General features: G+C 41.3%; 14 protein-coding genes and 1 CRISPR repeat array. Of the genes, 13 read left to right on the top strand and 1 reads right to left on the bottom strand.

Translation table 11 applies throughout. The features are described 5' to 3' along the window. Positions 1-49: 49 nt before the first annotated feature. From Q0I54_RS04600 to Q0I54_RS04660, 13 genes are all read left to right on the top strand, one after another. Positions 50-1,561, top strand: a complete 1,512-nt coding sequence (locus Q0I54_RS04600) for a Cas10/Cmr2 second palm domain-containing protein (protein WP_296116829.1) — start codon at positions 50-52, stop codon at positions 1,559-1,561. 18 nt (positions 1,562-1,579) lie between these two features. Next, on the top strand, positions 1,580-3,802 hold the full coding sequence (locus Q0I54_RS04605) for an RAMP superfamily CRISPR-associated protein (RefSeq protein WP_296116830.1): 2,223 nt from the start codon (positions 1,580-1,582) through the stop codon (positions 3,800-3,802). A 5-nt stretch (positions 3,803-3,807) separates the two neighbouring features. Further along, positions 3,808-5,166: an RAMP superfamily CRISPR-associated protein gene (locus tag Q0I54_RS04610; RefSeq protein ID WP_296116831.1), complete on the top strand. Its 1,359-nt coding sequence runs from the start codon at positions 3,808-3,810 to the stop codon at positions 5,164-5,166. Further along, positions 5,163-5,531, top strand: a complete 369-nt coding sequence (locus tag Q0I54_RS04615) for a hypothetical protein (protein ID WP_296116833.1) — start codon at positions 5,163-5,165, stop codon at positions 5,529-5,531. The genes Q0I54_RS04610 and Q0I54_RS04615 overlap by 4 nt, the downstream gene beginning before the upstream one ends. Positions 5,532-5,533: 2 nt before the next feature. Beyond that, on the top strand, positions 5,534-7,642 hold the full coding sequence (locus Q0I54_RS04620) for a TIGR03986 family CRISPR-associated RAMP protein (protein WP_296116835.1): 2,109 nt from the start codon (positions 5,534-5,536) through the stop codon (positions 7,640-7,642). Between the two features lie 2 nt (positions 7,643-7,644). Next, positions 7,645-8,373: a CRISPR-associated endoribonuclease Cas6 gene (gene cas6, locus Q0I54_RS04625; protein WP_296116836.1), complete on the top strand. Its 729-nt coding sequence runs from the start codon at positions 7,645-7,647 to the stop codon at positions 8,371-8,373. Positions 8,374-8,549: 176 nt separating this feature from the next. Further along, positions 8,550-9,227, top strand: a complete 678-nt coding sequence (locus Q0I54_RS04630; RefSeq protein ID WP_296116838.1) for a hypothetical protein — start codon at positions 8,550-8,552, stop codon at positions 9,225-9,227. Further along, positions 9,208-9,708 carry a hypothetical protein gene (locus Q0I54_RS04635; RefSeq protein WP_296116840.1) on the top strand — a complete coding sequence of 167 codons (501 nt, stop codon included), beginning with the start codon at positions 9,208-9,210 and terminating at the stop codon, positions 9,706-9,708. Before Q0I54_RS04630 ends, Q0I54_RS04635 begins: the two co-directional genes overlap by 20 nt. A gap of 1 nt (position 9,709) precedes the next feature. Next, entirely contained in the window at positions 9,710-10,759 is a 1,050-nt protein-coding gene (locus Q0I54_RS04640) for a hypothetical protein (RefSeq protein WP_296116842.1), read from the top strand. 20 nt (positions 10,760-10,779) lie between these two features. Next, a complete protein-coding gene (locus tag Q0I54_RS04645) occupies positions 10,780-12,027 on the top strand; it encodes an OmpA family protein (RefSeq protein ID WP_296116844.1) in 1,248 nt (415 codons plus the stop codon). 157 nt (positions 12,028-12,184) lie between these two features. After that, positions 12,185-12,796 carry a TM1812 family CRISPR-associated protein gene (locus Q0I54_RS04650; RefSeq protein WP_296116846.1) on the top strand — a complete coding sequence of 204 codons (612 nt, stop codon included), beginning with the start codon at positions 12,185-12,187 and terminating at the stop codon, positions 12,794-12,796. Between the two features lie 25 nt (positions 12,797-12,821). Next, positions 12,822-14,000 (top strand): hypothetical protein, encoded by a 1,179-nt coding sequence (locus Q0I54_RS04655; RefSeq protein WP_296116847.1) that lies wholly within the window; start codon positions 12,822-12,824, stop codon positions 13,998-14,000. A gap of 65 nt (positions 14,001-14,065) precedes the next feature. Next, the gene (locus tag Q0I54_RS04660; RefSeq protein ID WP_296116849.1) at positions 14,066-16,684 is read left to right on the top strand and encodes a TM1812 family CRISPR-associated protein; all 2,619 of its coding nucleotides are present in this window, start codon (positions 14,066-14,068) and stop codon (positions 16,682-16,684) included. A 132-nt stretch (positions 16,685-16,816) separates the two neighbouring features. Here Q0I54_RS04660 and Q0I54_RS04665 read toward each other — a convergent pair whose 3' ends face one another. Next, the gene (locus Q0I54_RS04665) at positions 16,817-17,884 is read right to left on the bottom strand and encodes a hypothetical protein (protein ID WP_296116850.1); all 1,068 of its coding nucleotides are present in this window, start codon (positions 17,882-17,884) and stop codon (positions 16,817-16,819) included. Between the two features lie 319 nt (positions 17,885-18,203). Then, positions 18,204-18,430: a CRISPR direct-repeat array (repeat unit 27 nt; unit sequence TGTTGCACATTGCCTATGAGGAATTGA). The last annotated feature ends 122 nt before the right edge of the window (positions 18,431-18,552 follow it).

Below are 18,552 nucleotides of genomic sequence, written 5' to 3' on the forward strand. Positions count from 1 at the left end.
AGAAACAGTATAGTATATTTATAAATGCAGCGAGGAGAAAGGAAAATTTATGAAATCGGAATTACAGGCAGAAGAAGTTCTGGCGATGTATGACGTCAGGGGTATACAGAAATTTATTTTTAAAAGTAATGTTGCAAAAGAAATCATCGGAGCATCAAAGTTGGTGGATCAGATCATTACGCAGGGAATGATTTCCTATCTGGAGAAGAACGTGCTACAGGAGCAGAAAAACAAGTATCTTACGGACTGGGAAAAGGATGATCCGGCTGCATTTTTAACGCAGGATGAGATACAGATGCAGATTCTGTTTATCGGAGGAGGAAATGCCTATGTATTGTTCCGTAAAGGAGAAATCTGTCAGAAGGTAAACCGTTATCTGGCGAAATATCTGTTGGAGGAGACGTATTCGCTGAATCTGGCAGTTGCGGTAGTAAAGAAAACAGATTCGTATGCGTACGATTATAATGCAATTCAGGAAGAAATGCGGCGGATCAAAGCGGCAATGCCGATGACAGAACCGATGGGAGCAATGCCGTTTATGGCAGTAGATTCTATTACGGGCTATCCGCTGACCAGCAGAGTGAAAGGTGATTATTATTGTACCGAAGCGAAGAAGAAGCGGGACAGATTTCCCAAGGATGAGAGTGAGAAAGTATTTGACAATATGGTAACTGAAAAAGGAGACAACTCCACGCTGGCGGTATGCCATATTGACGGAAACAGCATGGGAATGCGGATCTGTAAGGAGATGGAGCAGAAAAAAGAGTACAAGGATGCCGTTTCCTGTATGCGAAAACTTTCGCTGGAAATTGCGCAGGTTTTCCGCGAGACGTTTGACCAGATGACGAAGTATATGGATGAGCTGACACCGAAGGTCAAATCTTGTGTAAAAACGCATCTTTACAGGGAAATCATCGTGGCAGGAGATGATATTACCTTTGTGTGCAATGCAAAACTGGCCATTCCTGCGGTTCGATATTTTCTGGAAAACCTCGGAAATGAAAAAGATTACAGCGCCTGTGGAGGAATTGCTTTTTTCAACAGCCATTTTCCATTTTCCGATGCTTATCAGGTGGCAGAAGCCTGTTGTGACAGCGCAAAAAAACGTGCCAAGAAACCGGAAAGCAGGGGCGCTGACAATGCGATCGGAAACTTTTTTGATTTTCAGATCTGTACGAATGTGCGGGCAGCAGATCTTGAAAGTTATCGTGAGAAACATTATGTATCCGGAACAGAGTATTTTATTGCAAGACCGTATTATGTGGCGCCCAAAACGGACCGTCATGAACTGAATGCAGTAAATGAAAGATACAGTGTAGCACGTTTGGATGAGTGGTCAGAACAGTTTGGAAAAACCAGCATGCCACGCAGCAAGGCGAAGCAGCTGCGCAATGCGATCCCGGTGAAAAATAAACGGGAAGAGGCCGTATCGTTCCTTACTTCTCGTGGTTATCCTGTTTTTAAAGAGAGAAGCGAAGCGTATGCTTTGTGGTATGACGCGTTGGAGATCATGGATTTCAATATCGAGCTGGAAGATATCACCGTCCAGGCTCAGAGCTAGAGGGGGAAATGCAAAAAGATGAAGTTATATATAAAGCTGCTGTCGGATCTGTGCACCTATTCCGGTGAATCCTATAACAGTATGGTGGATACTGATGTTGTATACGACAAATATGGAATCCCCTATATTCCGGCCAAAAGAATCAAAGGATGTATCCGCGAGGCGGCATTGGAATTGCTGGAATTCGGACTGATCAGCAAAGATACATACGAAAAACTGTTTGGAAAAGAAGGGAGTCAGCAATCGGGATTTTCCCTGTCAAATGCTTATCTGAAAGAGCATGCCGCACTCGTAGCTGTGGCAGAGCATTTTAAAGAGAATGGACTGGCTGCACCGCAAAATGTGTTGGATCAGTATACAGATCTAAGAACCCAGACGGCGGTGGATTTAGAAACCGGTGTGGCAGATAAAAATTCTCTGCGCACGATGCGGGTGATCCGTCGCGGACTGGAATTTGAAGCGGAATGTAATCCGGGTAAAAAAGTGGATGCGGAATTGCTGAAATCATTAAAACTGGCTGTGTCACTGGTAAAACATATGGGGGTGTCACGCAGCAGAGGTTTGGGACTGGTAGAAATGAAGCTGGATAGCACCGGTAAAATGGATGCAGAGGGAACAAATAAGCACGTATTCATTACAAAGGAGCAGTTGAAAGAACATAATAAGATCAGCTACTGGATTACTTTGAAATCTACCATGGTCTGCAAATCCCCACAGGGAAATCAGGCGCAGACGCAGGATTACATCGCCGGAAGTAAAGTCCTTGGTCTGCTGGCGGGAGCACTTGGAAGAGAAGTCTATCTTGATCTGATGGAACATCATGGGATCCGGGTTTCCAATGCGTATATTATGAATGGAGAAAAGCGTTGCATGCCGGCACGAATTTCCCTTCAGAAACAAAAAGATCAGTCCTATGATAACGAAGGAAAGATGCTGCTCAAAGATATGCTGTATGATCCGGATGTTACAGGAAAACAGATGACACCGGCAGGAGTGGCATATATGGATGCAGACAATCATACAGCAAGTGTGGTGACGGAGATCAGTTATCATCATCAGAGACCGACGGATAAGTCGGTGGGACGTGCGACAGGCGAAGATGGTTCCAGTTTTTATCAGCTTTGCGGAATCAGCGCGGGTCAGACGTTCGGTGGATCTATCTATGTAGATAAAGTGTGTGCAGAAAAGATTTTGGATGCGGTAAATGCGCTGGGAGAAGTGCGCATGGGATATGGAAAATCCAGTGAATTTGGTGCCGTAGATTTTGTTTTATATGATGTGGAATCTTTTGGTGAGCAATCTCCGTCAATGATGCATGATGCGGTGCTCACGCTTGGGTCAGATGTCATTCTCTATAACGAATACGGAATGCCGAGTACAGAAATCAATGTATTGAAACACTGTTTGGAAGCTGTTATCGGAGTGGATGATCTGGAACTGACACACCCATTTCTGGATTTTGCCCTGATCGGAGGCTTTAACGTCACCTGGCAGCGGAGAAAACCGGCATTTCATGCCCTTGGTAAAGGCAGTACATTTCTTATACATTCAGATAAGGGATTTGATGCGGAACATCTGCATTCACAGTTTATCGGGGAGCGTACCGCAGAAGGTTACGGCGAACTGATTGTGACACCGGCAAAAGCATCGGCAGATGTCTGCATTTATAAAACGGCGGATGCTGCACCGAAAAAAATGGAAAATGCAGAAAAATCAGAAGTGACATCATCTAAGCCTCTGGATACGGAAGAAGCCATACGGAATCAACTGATTGCAGGAGAAGAAACCGGCCGCATTTTGCAGCAGCTTCTTCAGACCGAGTTTGCACGGCAGATGGAGGAAGCTGTCAGAATCAGGTTGAAGACTGCGTTGGAAGAAAATCAGGATCTGTTTACCGAAAAAGAGGAAAAAACGGGAGAACGTGTTGTAAAACGAGGATTAAATGCTTCTGTCGCAAAACTGCGTGCGATTTTTAAAAATGAAACAAGCTATCAGGCAATGAAAGAGCAGGCAGATGCGATTGAGGACAAGAAAAAAAGAGAAATCTGTCAGGATATTTTAAAACTGATTGTTCCAAAAGAGATGGAAACAGAAGTTTCCGAAAAGATAAATCAGCGCTATCAGGTACCTTTTACCAGTCAGTGGGATGAACATACATTGTATAAAAAAGTATATCGGATTTATCTGATAGAATTGAAATATCTGGTAAAATCACTGAACAAGGCAGAAAAGAAGGGGTGAGAGGAATGGAAAGGAATCATATTATAAAAAAGATAATGTTGTATGTGCAGGTTCGTTTTCTCTCACCACTGAATGTGTCCTCCGGTGAGGATGAATGGACGGATGCTGATCTGCTCAGAGATGGAAACGGAAATGCCTTTGTGCCCGGAAGTTCTCTGGCAGGAGCTATGCGTGCGTACATCAGAAAAGAAAAAAATGAACCCTGTCTGCTCGGGTATACAAAAAAAGAAAAAAATGGCCAGGATACCGGAAAAATGAGTGCGCTGTTTATTTCCGACCTGACATTTGATGAGCAGCCGTTATCCGGAGTCAGAGATGGTGTGGGATTAACGGCACAGAAAACGGCAAAATCGGAAAGCAAATATGATATGGAAATTCTGGAAGCCGGAAGCAGGGCGCATTTTTTCCTGGAACTGACCGTTCGTGAGAAGGATGACGAAGCGGAAATGCAGCAGGAGATAGGTAAGATTTTCCGTGGAATCAAGGAAGGGGAAATCCGTCTTGGAAGTAAAAAGACCAGAGGTTTTGGCAAATTTGAGATTTTGTCTGTTGCAGAAAAGGAATATACAAAAGAGAACTATGCTGATTATGCAAATGCATATCAGAATGATTCCTGGAGAGATGCCGAAAATCGGTTGAATGTATGGATGGAAAAGACAGACTGGGAGCCTTCTATGGTACATATAGAAGTACCACTCAGGATGAAAGGCGGGATCAGTATTCGGCGGTATGCAGCAAAAAAAGGAGAACCGGATTATGTGCATCTGACAAGACCGGCACTTCAGACAGATGAAAACGGAAACAAAGCGGAAAAGACAGAGATTCCGATACTTTCAGGAAGCAGCCTTGCCGGAGCGATTCGTCACCGCATGGAAACGATCATCGGGGAACTAAAGAAAGCTGGTGTAAACTTTCCGAAAAACAGTACCGATATGATCCACACCATATTTGGATATGTGGATGGGGATCAGGCCTGTGCATCGAATATCATTGTCCATGAAGTGGATATAAAAGGCGCAAAACCGCTTACGATGGTGCGAACCGGTGTCAGCCGCTTTGAGTCTGCGGTAAAAAACGGTTCTTTATATACAGAAAAAACATATGTGGATGGAACACTGAACGTGCGGATTGACGTGCGAAAAGGAAATAATCCGCAGGATGAAGCATGGATGATTGGTATTCTTCTTCTGGCGCTGAAAGACCTACAAAATGGATTGCTGGCCGTGGGAGGTCAGACAGCGATCGGAAGAGGTATTTTTTCGGCAAATGGTCCTATCACAATTGATGGAGAAGATAGTGTGGAAAATTTTCTTATTGGAAACCTGCTGAAAAACATGTCCGAAAATGGAGGGGAAGAAGCATGAATCTGTCAAAAGCACCCGAACAGGGAATCATGTATGCACTTTATACAGACAGAGTGGAATACAGACCTTACAAAAAAGAAGAATTATCCGAAGATGATATCCAGAAGCATCTTCTGGAACTGCATCTGTTTGATGACTCAACAGAGTACCGAATCATACAGTCAGAGCATGGTGAAATAGAGAACGTGATCAGTGATGAGAACATGCCACATGATGACATCTACTGTGAAAAAATTTATACCCTGAAAGAAAATGATGAGCAGTCAGGAGAACAGGATCTTTGCGTTGAGGTGGTCAATTATCTGACATATGATGAAAACGATCTGTTGCTGATCCGTAACTATCGGTTGAAAGAGGTGAGATAACGATGGGTGATACGAAAAACATGAGAGGTTTTGTAAATCCGTATAATTTTATCTGTTTTCCGAAAGAAAAGGCGCATGCTTATGCAGATGAAGACCGGCATACAGGTGTGATTCATTATACGATCACCACAAAGACACCTCTGTTTATACCAAATTCAAGTTCAGAGACAGCATTTACGGAATCCGAAACACCGGATCATAAATCCTGTGATTTCTTTTCTTATACGGAACTGGATCCGACAAAGAAATACGAGGATGAATATCATATTCCGGTCATTCCGGGCAGCGAAATGCGTGGTGTTGTCCGCAATGTATATGAAACATTGACGGATTCGTGCATGAGCGTGCTGAATACAGATACTTATCCGGTAAAAAGAAGCCCGGAACGATTTACACCGGCGCTGCTTCACCGGGACCATGAGGGAAACTGGGAATTGCTGCCTGCGCAGTCATTGCGGATTGGTCTGGGGGAAGATGCCCATTGGGAGACAACAAAAAAAGGAAAAAAGATTCGGCGGGCGACAAAACCTCCAAAGAATTTTGAAAATTTTCATAATGGAACAACGGTTTATTATCAAAAACCGGAACAAAATGAGAAAGGATCATGGAAAGCAATCGAACAATATTCTGATGAGCCGGGAAAATACACGAATTATGGATATTTGCTCAAATGGGGGATGGGAGTAGCCAAACTTCATTACCATGTATTTGCTGTACAAAAAAACAAACCGGCAATTTCGGAACTTAAGGTCAGCAGAGATATTGTAGAACGAAAAATGTTTCCGGTGCTTGAGTCTTATCTGGATCAGCCTGCATTGACACCACATAATAAGGCTGCCTACGAAGAATATGCAAATGATCTGAAAAGATTTTTGAATGGGAAGGAAGAAGCGTATTTTCCGGTGACATATTCCCAAATCGGCAATCGGGAGATTTTTTATCTGGCTCCTGCTATTTTTTCAAAAGAGGTATCCAATCAGAATCTGGATAAACTTGCCGGGAAGTTCCGTCCATGTAAAGAAGATTTTTGTCCGGCCTGTGACCTTTTTGGATCTGTTGGAACAAATAATGAAAATGCAAAAGGTTCCAAAATCCGTTTTTCAGATCTGTATCCGGAGAAATATGATCAGATAATGACAGAGTGGAAAGAACCTGAGCAGATAACCGATTTAAAGAAAGACGAACAGAAAAAAACAGACATCAATCAGAAGATAAAAAACGCATTTTATCTCGAAAAAAATAACGGAAAAGTCACATTACAGGCACTGGCTGAACCAAAACTTGGAAATGTGGAATTTTATCTGAAAAAACCGGACGAAAAAGCAGAATTTTGGACATATGATTATTATACTACACGAGATGAGTATGATGACGGACGTGGACAAACGCATCTGTATACTGCTTCCGGAAAGAATTGTCAGTTGCGTGGACGAAAATATTACTGGCATCACAGGAAGGTTGACATCTCACAGGAGATAGAGAAGACGAAACTAAATAAGACAATCCGACCGGTAAAATCAGGTGTGACATTTGAAGGTGAACTTTATTTTGAAGGGATTTCAAAGAGACAGTTAAATCAGTTGCTCTGGATTTTGGACAGCAGCGAACAGGTCGAAGGAAAAACGCCTGGATTAAAGCTGGGCGGAGCGAAACCGCTGGGCTACGGAAGCGTGGTTTGCAATGTGACATCTGTGGAAGAAAGAACGTTTTTGTTTGCTGACAATGTGCTGAGTTATCAGATGGAAAAGAAGGACCGGAGGGAAGAACCTGACTGGTTTCACATTTCCTATGGTGCAGATTCTGATAACGGGAAGGGCGCAGGATTCAGTGAAGCAGTAAAAGATGCATTTTTCAAAATAGCGGATATCTATGCTGTTCCGGAAGGTGTGGAGATCACATATCCGAAAATCTGGAATCAGAAAGATAAACCTCTGACGGAAGGATTTCGGTGGTTTGGCCAAAACCATGGCACGCTTTCCGGAAAAGGTATGCCAAAGAACCGGGCGGATGTGACAATTAAAAAAGTGTTGCCGGATATTTTGGAGGAAGATGTTTCACTACCATACAGTCTCAATCCTAATTATCAAAATCAGAAAAAAAGGAATTCATGATCATGCAGTTAGAAGTAGCCATTAATTTGCAGGAACCATTGGTTTTGCCGCTTAATTACAATCATATCATCCAGTCAATTATATATCGGGCATTAAGTGCAATGCCCGATTACTCAGAATTTCTCCACGAGTACGGATACGGCAATGGAAACAGGCAGTATAAAATGTTCCAGTTCAGCCAGTTGAACGGAGATTATTATGTTGATAAAAAGCATCACAAGATTGTATTCCGTTCGTATGTGAGCTTTGAAGTACGAAGTCCGGAACCGCTGCTGATCAATCTTCTGGCGATGAGTTTTCAGTATCAGGGGATTACATTTGGAACCATGAACTGTCGGGACATACATCTGGAATTATATGATTATACGGTAGAGGAGACCGAATTGCTTATCCGGATGAAAACGCCGCTCACCGTATATTCCACCGATTATGACACAAGAAGAACGTATTTTTATTCACCGGAAGAACCAGAATTTTATCAGAAGATCGTGGATAATTTCAGACGGAAATATGAGGCATTTTATGGAGTTCGGCCATTTCAGCCAATCACACTGACTTATGTCGGAGAAGAACTGCCGCAAAAACTTGTGACACGTTATCAGGGAAGCTATATCAATGCCTGGTATGGAAGCTATAAGCTTTCCGGAAAACGAAAATATCTGGACTTTCTGTATCAGACAGGATTGGGATCAAAAAATGCACAGGGATTTGGCATGTTTGAGATAAACTAAACGAAACCAAGAAAGAGAAAGGAACTGGTTATTTACAAAATGAAATATTGATAGCCTGTTTGCAGGAAAAGAGTAAGAAAGGTACTCCCGAATTTTTTCGGGGGTATTTTTTTACTTTTTTTGGAAACTTTTTGCAATGCCTGCTCCATATCTATAGTGAAAGGGAGGGAATGCATATGGAAACAAAAACACCCATTATGAAACAATTAAACAAAAAAACACATCCGGATGGTTTTATGAATTTCAGATTTGTACTTTCAAAAGCTGGAGAACGTGATTATAAAAATTCCCAGCTCTGCATTCAGGATGGACGCTATCTGACCCCATGGATTCAGGAAAGAATCCGCTGTCTTGGAGAGTATAAAAACAAAGTATACTGTCAGGTTGATGAGGCACTGAAATCCATTGCGCATACTGTCGGGAGTGAATGCAAAGAACTGGAAGTTCTGCTTCAGAGCAATACACCACAGAGTCAGAATCCGGAAAATCAGGAGCGTCAGCAGGCACGCCGTATGGAGCTCATTATTCATCTTTCCGAATTGAATATGGAAATGGAATCCATTGATGCGGCATTACAGCATCATCTGCAGAGAGCAGAAAATGTGATCATGAAACATCTGTCCAGTTATTGGAAAGGAATCCTGAAAGCTGCCGGAAGTACAGACATGCCATCCAAACCGGATGTGGAGCTTGCTGTCATTCCGGGACAGAAAGTATATGAGGCACATTTTAAATATATCAAACAGATTCTGACAAAAGGACTGATCCAGGGTGGCTATAGTGAGCCGATGAGATATGAAGAGAACTCTGGAAAAATGATGGGAGGTACAGAAGATGGCATGGTTGAAGCATAAGAAAAAGACAAATAAAAAAACGGGAAAATGGTTCAAAAAGAAGAAAGTGGTTGAACAGGAGGAACCTGTAATACTTCCGGTGTATGGACCGCATGACACATTGGTAGCACAGGATTATCAGACTCCGGCATCGTTAGCTTTTCTTGAGCAGAATTTTGAAAGCTGCTGTAAAGAATGGCTGGAGAAGGCAAAGCCGGATATGTACAACAAAGGTTATATGAACATGTTGATCGACAAGGTGCGCAAGGAAGCTCTTGCGGAACTTGATGAACAGGAAGTTTTCCACAAGAGAGTCATCTATGAACTCGGCAAGATCTGGAGAGGTGACGAAGTAAAAGCAATGGGAAAGCTTGCGGAAATAAAAGCTGAAAAAAAAGAAGTAGAGGAAGATCTGAAAAGAATCGAGCGGATCTACTACCGGCATACGGCGTTTGATCCGGAATATATGAACCAGAACAGTTTTGGAAAGAAGGAGGCATAATATGATGAGTAATGAGCGTGGCATCAAAATCATGCAGGATGAGGGCTATGCCCGTCCGATTGAGAGTGAAAACAAGCTTCAGAAGACAGAGTTTACCTGGTGGTCCAGTCCGATATTTATTATTTTTCTGACAGTTTCCATGAGTGTACTGGATGCGATGGTCCTGTACGATATTATGGATCTGGCGACGACGCAGTCAGAAAACCTGGGTAAGATCATATGTTTTGGTGTTGCACTGATATTGAACATGTTACCGTTACTGGTCGCAAAATTTGTTCATCAGGCAATGTACAAGATCAAGCGTGGTGCAGCAGTCTGGGCACTTCTTTCCACCATTGCATTTTTCACGCTGTTCGCAGCAACGGTATTTCTTCGTTTTTCCTATCAGGATCAGTATGGCAACAGAAGTGTCTCTCACTTTAAAAATGAAGCGGAGGTAGAGACAATGGAAGAAGCAGATACAGATACAGATGCTGGTTCAGATACCAAAGGATTTGCGGTGGTATTATTGCTTTCTGTGGAGCCGTTAGTGACTTCTATTGTGAACTTTGGACTTGCGTACATTTCAGATGATGAAGTAAGAGCACGTCTGAATCATCTGCGGAAACGCAGACTGGAGCTTGCGGAATGTGAAAGCGATCTGAATGCTTATTTGGCAACGAGAGAGCCGGCAGAAGAACGTTGTAAGAAGTTAGCGTTGATGGATGATAATGCCAAAAAAGCTGCACAGGATCGGGTGCCGGCAAGATGTGAGATTCTGGAATCCCGGGCGCATTTGTATCTGGCAGAATATCTCGGTGATTCAAAAGGCGCAAGTTATGTGACAGCTTATGAGCCGGAACCGGAGAAAATTTCTGAAGAACCAAAACTAACTTTACCGCCGTTACCGACGGAGGCAGAGTTTACGCAGGAAGATATGTCAGTGTTTTCTCCGGAGGGGGAGGTGGCTTGTGAGATGGCTGAGGAAGAGATTCCACCGGTACCATCAAGCATGTCTGAGGATAATGCAACAACGATGGAAGACACAGATGTGTCAGGACAAGTAGCATAAGAGAAGACAGGAGCATCAATATGAACGTAAAAAAATTATTATTTAAAACAATTGGAGTAACTTTTCTGGCAGGAGCCTTATTGACCGGTTGCAATTTCCCAAAAGGAAGTGCTTCCGAATCAGGAGGTACATCTGCAACAGATCTGCAGCCGATATCGGTCAGCGTTGTAGTAGGCGCACATTCCAATGCAAATGTGATTTCACCCAATGCGCAGGAGATTGGAGATCGACTTTACCAGTGTGCATACACGTATGGCACCGTCAGTCTGATTCGTGCAGACGGGAAACCGGAGGAATTCCTGAAAGCAAAGATTTCGGAACCGTCAACCCAAGGATTATCAGAGCGCAAACTGAAATCTATTGCGGAAGAATATGAGAGCGAGATTCTTGCAGCATTCCAGACAGATGGCATGGCCAAAGTGGAAGAAGTAGATACGCTGGAAGCCATTCGCCTGGCTGCAAATCCTTTAAAAACCGTAACAGAAGGCGACAAATATCTGATCATAGCAGACACAGGTGTCTCCACCACCGGTTACGTAAATTTCTGCGCGAATGACTTATTTAACACGCCGACAGAAGAAATCATACAGGCGCTTGAGGATGCAAAAGCGATTCCGGATTTGACATCTGTGCATGTAATATGGCTGTATGCCGGTCAGGTAGCAGAACCACAGCAGGCTCTAAGTGAAGCGCAGAAAGATAAGCTGATTGAAATCTGGACAGCAATTCTGGAAAAAGCAGGTGCGGCATCGATCGATTTCCGTCCGGATTCTGCATCATCCACACCATATACAAACCTGCCAAATGTATCGACGGTGAATGCAGATGACAGAGCGATTGATGTGACACCGCTGACCAAAATGATCCTTGATTCAGAGAGTGTATCTTTTGTCGGAGATCAGGCGGTTTTTGAGGATGAGAATCAGGCGAAACAGGCCATCAGCAGTGTCGCACAGACACTGCTGGCTCATCCGGATAATAAGGTATATGTTGTCGGATGTACAGCATCTTTGCCAGGGAAAGAAGCCTTTTGTCAGAGTCTTTCAGAAGACAGAGCGCAGGCTATTATCAACGAATTAAAAGACTTTGGAGTTCCGGAAGAACAGATGGTGGCAGTAGGTATGGGAAATCAGGTACCCTGGCATCTGGAAGATCTGGATGCAGATGGAAAGCAGATTGAATCAATTGCGCAGCAGAATCGCTGCGTTGTTGTGTTAGACACACAGGATCCGGAATATGCAGATGCTGTGAGCAGTTATCTGCATTGATCTTAAAATACGGAGGGAGAATGGAAGGAGGTGTTGCGTAGTGAAAACCAACAATGGTATACTTAGGATATTGGAAAAAAGAAGATGTAAATGCTTGTTGATTTTTCGAATCATCGACAAAAATTATGAAATATCATATTAAATTGGGAGGTTAAAGATGCAAAAGACATTTATTTCGGCGATTTCATTACAGGCACCGGGAAACTTAAAAAAATTTACCTATCATCCGGATGGATTTGAACTCAAAAACAATCGGGAGACAAGTTTTCCGATTGTGCCGATCATTGCAGAATATATGGGGGAGCGAAAGGAAGATGTTTGTGTGATTGCGATTTTGCCGGAAGGAAAGGATGCGGCGGAGAATTTTCAGACATTTAAAAATGAATTGCAGGAGATTGGATTAACGACTGAGAATGTGATCGGACTGTCTCTGGAAGGAAAGTCAAACGGAAAAAACGGAATAAAATTGCTGCTTCAACTTCTGGATGCCATTCCGGATGACACGTTAGTATATTCGGATATTACATATAATACAAAGCCGATGTCTGCCATGGTACTCTGTGCCATGAATCTTGTTGAAAAGGTGAAAGATGCTGAAGTAGCCGGTATCTATTATGGTGAAATCCCGAGAATCGGGGGAAAGGCCGTACCTGAGAATGCGGCACTGTGCGATATTACACAATTTAAATCATTGTTGGATATTACAAATTATATGGAACAACTGGAGATTGCGGATATCCGATCAGCTCTGGAATATCTGTTGCTGTAGGAAGAAAAATGTGGAGGAAGGAACCATGATTGAAATGGAATACATAGATCGTAAGTTGAAACCGGAGACGGAAGAAGCATTTACGGAAAAATATGGAAAAGTTCTGCACATGATATCTGAAATGGAGACGGATTTTGATCTTCGGAAAAATAAGCTGAGTGAGATTTTAAACGATAACAGGATGAAGTATGATGATTTTGTACTGGACGTGTTAAAGGTCAGTAATTCGACATTCTATAAGCTGCTGAATCGAATCAATAATCCTGATTATGCAGACCGGGAGATAGAATATAAAAAAGAAGGACAATCGATTACGGATGATCCAGAGGTGTTTATGGAGTCCGTCAAAGATGCGATTCAATATTACGACGAAAAAAAGGGCTCATTTATAAGGCTGCTCCGACGCATTTACGCAAGGGACAGAAAGAAAAGCAGTGCAGATGAACATGATGCAGCCATGAAATATGGTGGCATGGGAGGATTAAACAAAAAGAGAACTCTTGTTGCCAAAATCATTAAGCAGATGGATGAACTTGCAATGATCACCGGAGAGACAAATCTGGATAAACTATGGGATTATTCGAAAGAAAAGTTTGCCGGTATTATGAGCAAAAAAGATTTTATGAGGATTATCTCGATAAAAATTATGGCAAATTCTCAAACAGATGAAGACGGAAATGAGATGAGCCTGGAAGAAATTCTGGCAGATGATCATCCGGAAACAGATCCTACGGTAATGGTTATGACCGATGAAGATACCTGGAACAGACTGTTATCGAAGGCAGCGGTCGTGTTTAACGAATTAAACAAAGCGCAGTTGGTATACCCGCAGTCTTTTATGACCAGAAATATTTTGAGTGAACTGAAATTTGAAGTGAAAAAAATAGACGGCAGAATGAAAAAAGTTCGTTATGAGAGTGAACCGGCAGGGGACATAGAGATTTATAAACTGATGCTGCCAAGTGAGCAGATTCTCTGGGAGAAGCTTTTCCATCATGAATATCTGAACAGTGCGTTTCAGATGGAGAAAAGAGAAGATCCGGAAAACCTGGAGAATGTGTATTCCTGGTTGTTGAATAAAGACTACAATCTGACGAATGATTATATTGCGAAGCTATTTGACGTTCACAAATCAAAGGTGTCCAAGCAGGCAAAAAAATACGCAGAAATGATGGAAGAATTAAAAAAACTGGATTGGCGATAAAATAATAAGACAGTTAAATTTGTCAGACAAAGTAATGCAATTTTTAGCGAGGTGAAATACAAAAGATGACGGATCATCCTTATTTAAGTTCTTTCAAAAAACAGCTTCATTTTCCGGCACATGAATTAAAGGTGCTTTCCGGTTTCGCAGGTTATCTAATAAATCAGGATAAACCCGGCAGCCATTCCTGTCCTTATGGACTTTTAGTGCAATATGACGATGAAGCATTGAAAAACATTTTTATACAGGCGGTAGATGATCTTCTGATTGATTTGCCAACAAGGAAAAAGTACTGTCTGAAAGGAATTAGCGCCAAAAATTTTTCCACCATGACCTTTCGAAAATGTGGTATCAATTCTGCGTCCGGAGACATTTTTATACTTCTGGACTGTGATGGAATCACCTCAACGGACCACCTTGTTCAGGAATTTGAGAACCATCCTGAAATAATCAAAATCGTATGTGCGTCCTCAGAATCTGTTGAGACTCTTCTCAGAAATGATCCACATCTGTATCATAGATTGCTGCCCCGTCATATACATGTGGCACCTCTTGACGCTTTGGAAATAGCGGATCATTTCATGGAGCAACTGGATCGGGAAGGATATCATTATTCGGATGGATTTAAAGAAGAACTGACCTATTATATCGATACGATATATGACAGTGCGGATTTTAAAGATGTTGCATTTATCTCTGATCTCATGCGGCGTATTGTCCTTCAGATGGAAGAAAATGAAGGAAGCAATGCTTACAAAGACAATGCTGTCATAGATGAAAGTTTTGTTCCTTATTCCCAAAAAGTTCAGATACGCCGCAGTCAGGAAGAACCGGTCAAGACAAGCGCGCCAGTGGAAACAAGTACTCAGATGCAACTGGAAGATTTATTTTGCGACAAATCTCCATGTTCCAGAGCTGATTTTTTTACAGAATCAGAATCCGGCAAAAATGCAGGTATCTTTCTGGTGCTTAGCGCATATAACCCAAGAAGTATCTGCAGCGACTACAATGTCGTTTCAGATTCTTTCACTGTGTCAGAAGATACCTGTACTTATAAAGGTATTCAGACCAATGATGCACCCGTTCAGCATCTGATTGATGAAGTGTATCGCTCCGGTTACAATCTGAAGAAAATCGTTTGTATTACGACTCCGAAAGTTCTTGACAGCATTGCGGGTGATGGTATCAGTAATTATGAACGGTTTCAGAATCTGGCAGAGAAGTATGCAGAATCGGTCTGGAATGAAACTGGAATTGAGATAACGAATATTGTCTATAACAATGAAACTGATTCGCCGGATTACGATAAATTTTACAAAGATCTGAATGAGGAATCCGGTAATCTGGACGCTTTTTTTGTCGACTATACCGGCGGTCTTCGTGATATGAGTTTCCTGATGGTTGTCGCAATACGATTTTTGGAGTTTAAAAACATAGAATGTAAGAAAGTAATCTACAGTGATTTCTTTTCCAACCCGAAGAAAATAAAATGTTTAGACAGTGTGTATAACCTTTTTCAGATGATTAATGGCATGAATGAATTTGTATCTTCAGGCACAACACGCCAACTGGATGATATCTTCCAGAAGGAGAATCCTTTAATTCTCGCTATCCGAAACTTTTCTCATGCAACAAATGTCGGGGATATGGCGCATATTGATGAATTTGTACATAAGCTGGCTGAAGAACTCGAGAAAAATACGGCCAGTGGAAACTTAAAGGACATTATGATTTCTTCCATGAACGAAATTATCCGGAAAAAAATATTCGGAGTCAGTGAAAATCTGTCCTTGATTGAAAATGGAAGAATTGATTATTGCAGACTGATTGAATGGTGCATTGAGAACAAAATGTATCAGCAGGCTGCTACGTTGTATATAGAAAAAATCCCTGTCGTATATTGGCAGGACGGTATCATTACGGATCTGGTAAAATTAAGTTCTAATACAACCATGCCCGATTCCAGTGAAGTTACTACTTTTTATACAGATTTACCTGCCCAGTTGTTTTCAACTACCGAAAAAACAGTGCGTGATCTCTTAAAAAATGTTGTTCCACCGGGTCGTAATAAGTGGAACCATAACGAATTTATAAAAGAGTTGAAAAGAACCCTGGTGCATTATCCGGATATCTGTCAAAGACTGACAGATATTATTACTACCTATTACAAGAATTTTGACAGGAAAACCGGATCCTGTTCGATAGAGAAATTTGATATTCAGATTGAAGAGAAAAACATTCGTACATTCATGAATAATATATCGGAAGCGATATATTCTGATATATTTTATTACCTGATACATGGTAATTTGGATGGATACGCAGGCAGAAAAAAATCAAAAGGAAGCGAAAAAACGCGGCTTTTACATAATCTCATAGCATTTTGGGACTTAAAGGATGCATTTCCCAAAACCAGCAATGACGCTTTATTATGCAGATTGCTGGCATTTTATCTGGCAATAAAGATTTTGCGGAATAAAATGAGTCATGCTGCAGAAAATATTGTTTCAAGTGATATGGAACTGACAGATAGCCTGGAAAAATTCCTGAACGAAATAGAAGAAACGGATGACATTAAAATTTCACTGTCCGAGAATGATATTCACATGCTCCTGATCAGAGCAATGAAGTATTCAAGGGAGGCAAAGAAAGCTCCTTTTAAAAAATTCAAACTGGTTGATTAAATGATGTTTGGGTCAAAACATGCCATATAAAACCACGCCTGTGCAAGCACATCGTGGTTTCAGGCTTTTGACCCTGGCATCACTAAATTATTAAGCTTAATGGTATGATGAGGGGAAAAGGTACTTTGTCCATCAATTGGAGCTTTCCAAATACTCCAGAATGGTCTTTACTTCCTCTTTTGCATATTTTTTTGCAGATGCCTCAAGTGGTTGAGATACATATTTGTCATAATCATACGAAGTATAATTTTCAAAATTTTCTTTCCAGTCGCAGAGTTCCTGAAAATATTGCGTATCGATCACTGACAGATCCCAATTCATATTGGTGACAATATAATCCTCCATGGCATGATAGATTTCTTCGCATAGAGTTTCCATGGATTCCTGACCTGTTTGTTTATTTAAGTACTGAGTATCAAAGACAATTTCAGCTGATTCACCATCATAATATGCTATTGTGCTTGTATTATTCAATTTTTCTGAACGGATGGGTACAGGATCAATGCCAAGTCTGTTTGCTTCAAATGCCAGAAACTGCTGTGAAAGATCAAGTTTTTCCTGCGTGTCCTTTTGACACCAGTTTTTCTCTTCGAATTCCTGCAATAATGTTCTGTTTCTTGCAAGTAGTTCTTTTTTCTGAGCATCACTAAAACCTTCATCATCAAAAAAAGTAACAGAATTTTCGTCCCAGGATGGGGTATAAGCTACGCCCTCCATGTCATAAACGAAATAAGCAAAATAGGAAGGCATACAACACAGCAAAGCTACTGCTAATAGAGCCAACCTGTAATTTTTTCGTTTTATCGATCTATATGCTTTGGGTGTGCGACACCTTGCTTTTTCCTTAAAATTATTTATAACTGCTATGAGAAAAACAAGAATGGATAATACTGCGATCAACACTGCGATTTTAAAATGGCGTTGCGCAAAATAGAGCAGCAGAAACGCTTCTGTCGGCAATAAATGATAGAATATTTCGTAAATTCCTTTAAAATATTTTCTGGCTCCTGATGCCTGCCAGATTAGATTAAATGCAATGAACATACCTAATGTTTTATAAGGACTTCGCATATAATCCAGTTCTTCTATATACAGAATTTTGCTGTTATAGTATAAAGATAAAGCCAGCATGATCGGAATAATAATAGATAGCTTGCTTAGTATTCTTGTTATATAAAAAATTCCACGTTTTTTTCTCATCAATTTTCCCCTTTTATCAGATACATTGTTTACAGGTTGAGCTACGAATCAGATCATGCTGCATTTTGCTTTTTCACTATAGATATGGAGCATGTATTTCAAAAAGTTTCCATAAAAGCGGAACAATCCGAGTATGACAAAAAAGTACGTTGACCTCAGAATGCGATTTTCAGAAATTAGTAAAATGTCCGCAAATCCAGTAACTGCGTAGGTTGTAGAGATTTTGTCTCAAAATAGGTCGACGCACTTTTAGATGCAAAAATAATTGATTTTAGGAAAAATAGGGAGTATGATAAAGAAAACAGCTGATAAATGCTGTTGTTGCACATTGCCTATGAGGAATTGACACTCTCTTACCTCCTTGATTTAATTGTTATTAGTAATGTTGCACATTGCCTATGAGGAATTGACACTATACTTTTCATTCAGTGCACCTCCATTGTTGTGTTGCACATTGCCTATGAGGAATTGAAACCTATAGCCAACGCAATTTTCAGGTACATTTTGAAATTCTGATGTTGTACATTGCCTATGAGGAATAGAAAAATTAAATATAAGAATCATAAAAAAACCAACAGCATATAGTCTGTCTGGTTCCCTGAAAGCGTAAGAATCGTACTCCCGAATTTTCGGGAGTATTTTTTTACGACTTTTTCTGATTTTGTGGA

The organism is uncultured Eubacterium sp., from assembly GCF_934295145.1.
GTDB lineage: Bacteria > Bacillota > Clostridia > Lachnospirales > Lachnospiraceae > Eubacterium_I.

Excerpts from the sequence above, each read along its gene's own strand:
- Q0I54_RS04645 (WP_296116844.1), top strand. The coding sequence starts at position 10,780 with ATGAACGTAAAAAAATTATTATTTAAAACAATTGGAGTAACTTTTCTG.
- cas6 (WP_296116836.1), top strand. The coding sequence starts at position 7,645 with ATGCAGTTAGAAGTAGCCATTAATTTGCAGGAACCATTGGTTTTGCCG.
- Q0I54_RS04635 (WP_296116840.1), top strand. The coding sequence starts at position 9,208 with ATGGCATGGTTGAAGCATAAGAAAAAGACAAATAAAAAAACGGGAAAA.
- Q0I54_RS04615 (WP_296116833.1), top strand. The coding sequence starts at position 5,163 with ATGAATCTGTCAAAAGCACCCGAACAGGGAATCATGTATGCACTTTAT.
- Q0I54_RS04660 (WP_296116849.1), top strand. The coding sequence starts at position 14,066 with ATGACGGATCATCCTTATTTAAGTTCTTTCAAAAAACAGCTTCATTTT.
- Q0I54_RS04600 (WP_296116829.1), top strand. The coding sequence starts at position 50 with ATGAAATCGGAATTACAGGCAGAAGAAGTTCTGGCGATGTATGACGTC.
- Q0I54_RS04640 (WP_296116842.1), top strand. The coding sequence starts at position 9,710 with ATGATGAGTAATGAGCGTGGCATCAAAATCATGCAGGATGAGGGCTAT.
- Q0I54_RS04620 (WP_296116835.1), top strand. The coding sequence starts at position 5,534 with ATGGGTGATACGAAAAACATGAGAGGTTTTGTAAATCCGTATAATTTT.
- Q0I54_RS04610 (WP_296116831.1), top strand. The coding sequence starts at position 3,808 with ATGGAAAGGAATCATATTATAAAAAAGATAATGTTGTATGTGCAGGTT.
- Q0I54_RS04650 (WP_296116846.1), top strand. The coding sequence starts at position 12,185 with ATGCAAAAGACATTTATTTCGGCGATTTCATTACAGGCACCGGGAAAC.
- Q0I54_RS04605 (WP_296116830.1), top strand. The coding sequence starts at position 1,580 with ATGAAGTTATATATAAAGCTGCTGTCGGATCTGTGCACCTATTCCGGT.
- Q0I54_RS04630 (WP_296116838.1), top strand. The coding sequence starts at position 8,550 with ATGGAAACAAAAACACCCATTATGAAACAATTAAACAAAAAAACACAT.
- Q0I54_RS04665 (WP_296116850.1), bottom strand. The coding sequence starts at position 17,884 with ATGAGAAAAAAACGTGGAATTTTTTATATAACAAGAATACTAAGCAAG.
- Q0I54_RS04655 (WP_296116847.1), top strand. The coding sequence starts at position 12,822 with ATGATTGAAATGGAATACATAGATCGTAAGTTGAAACCGGAGACGGAA.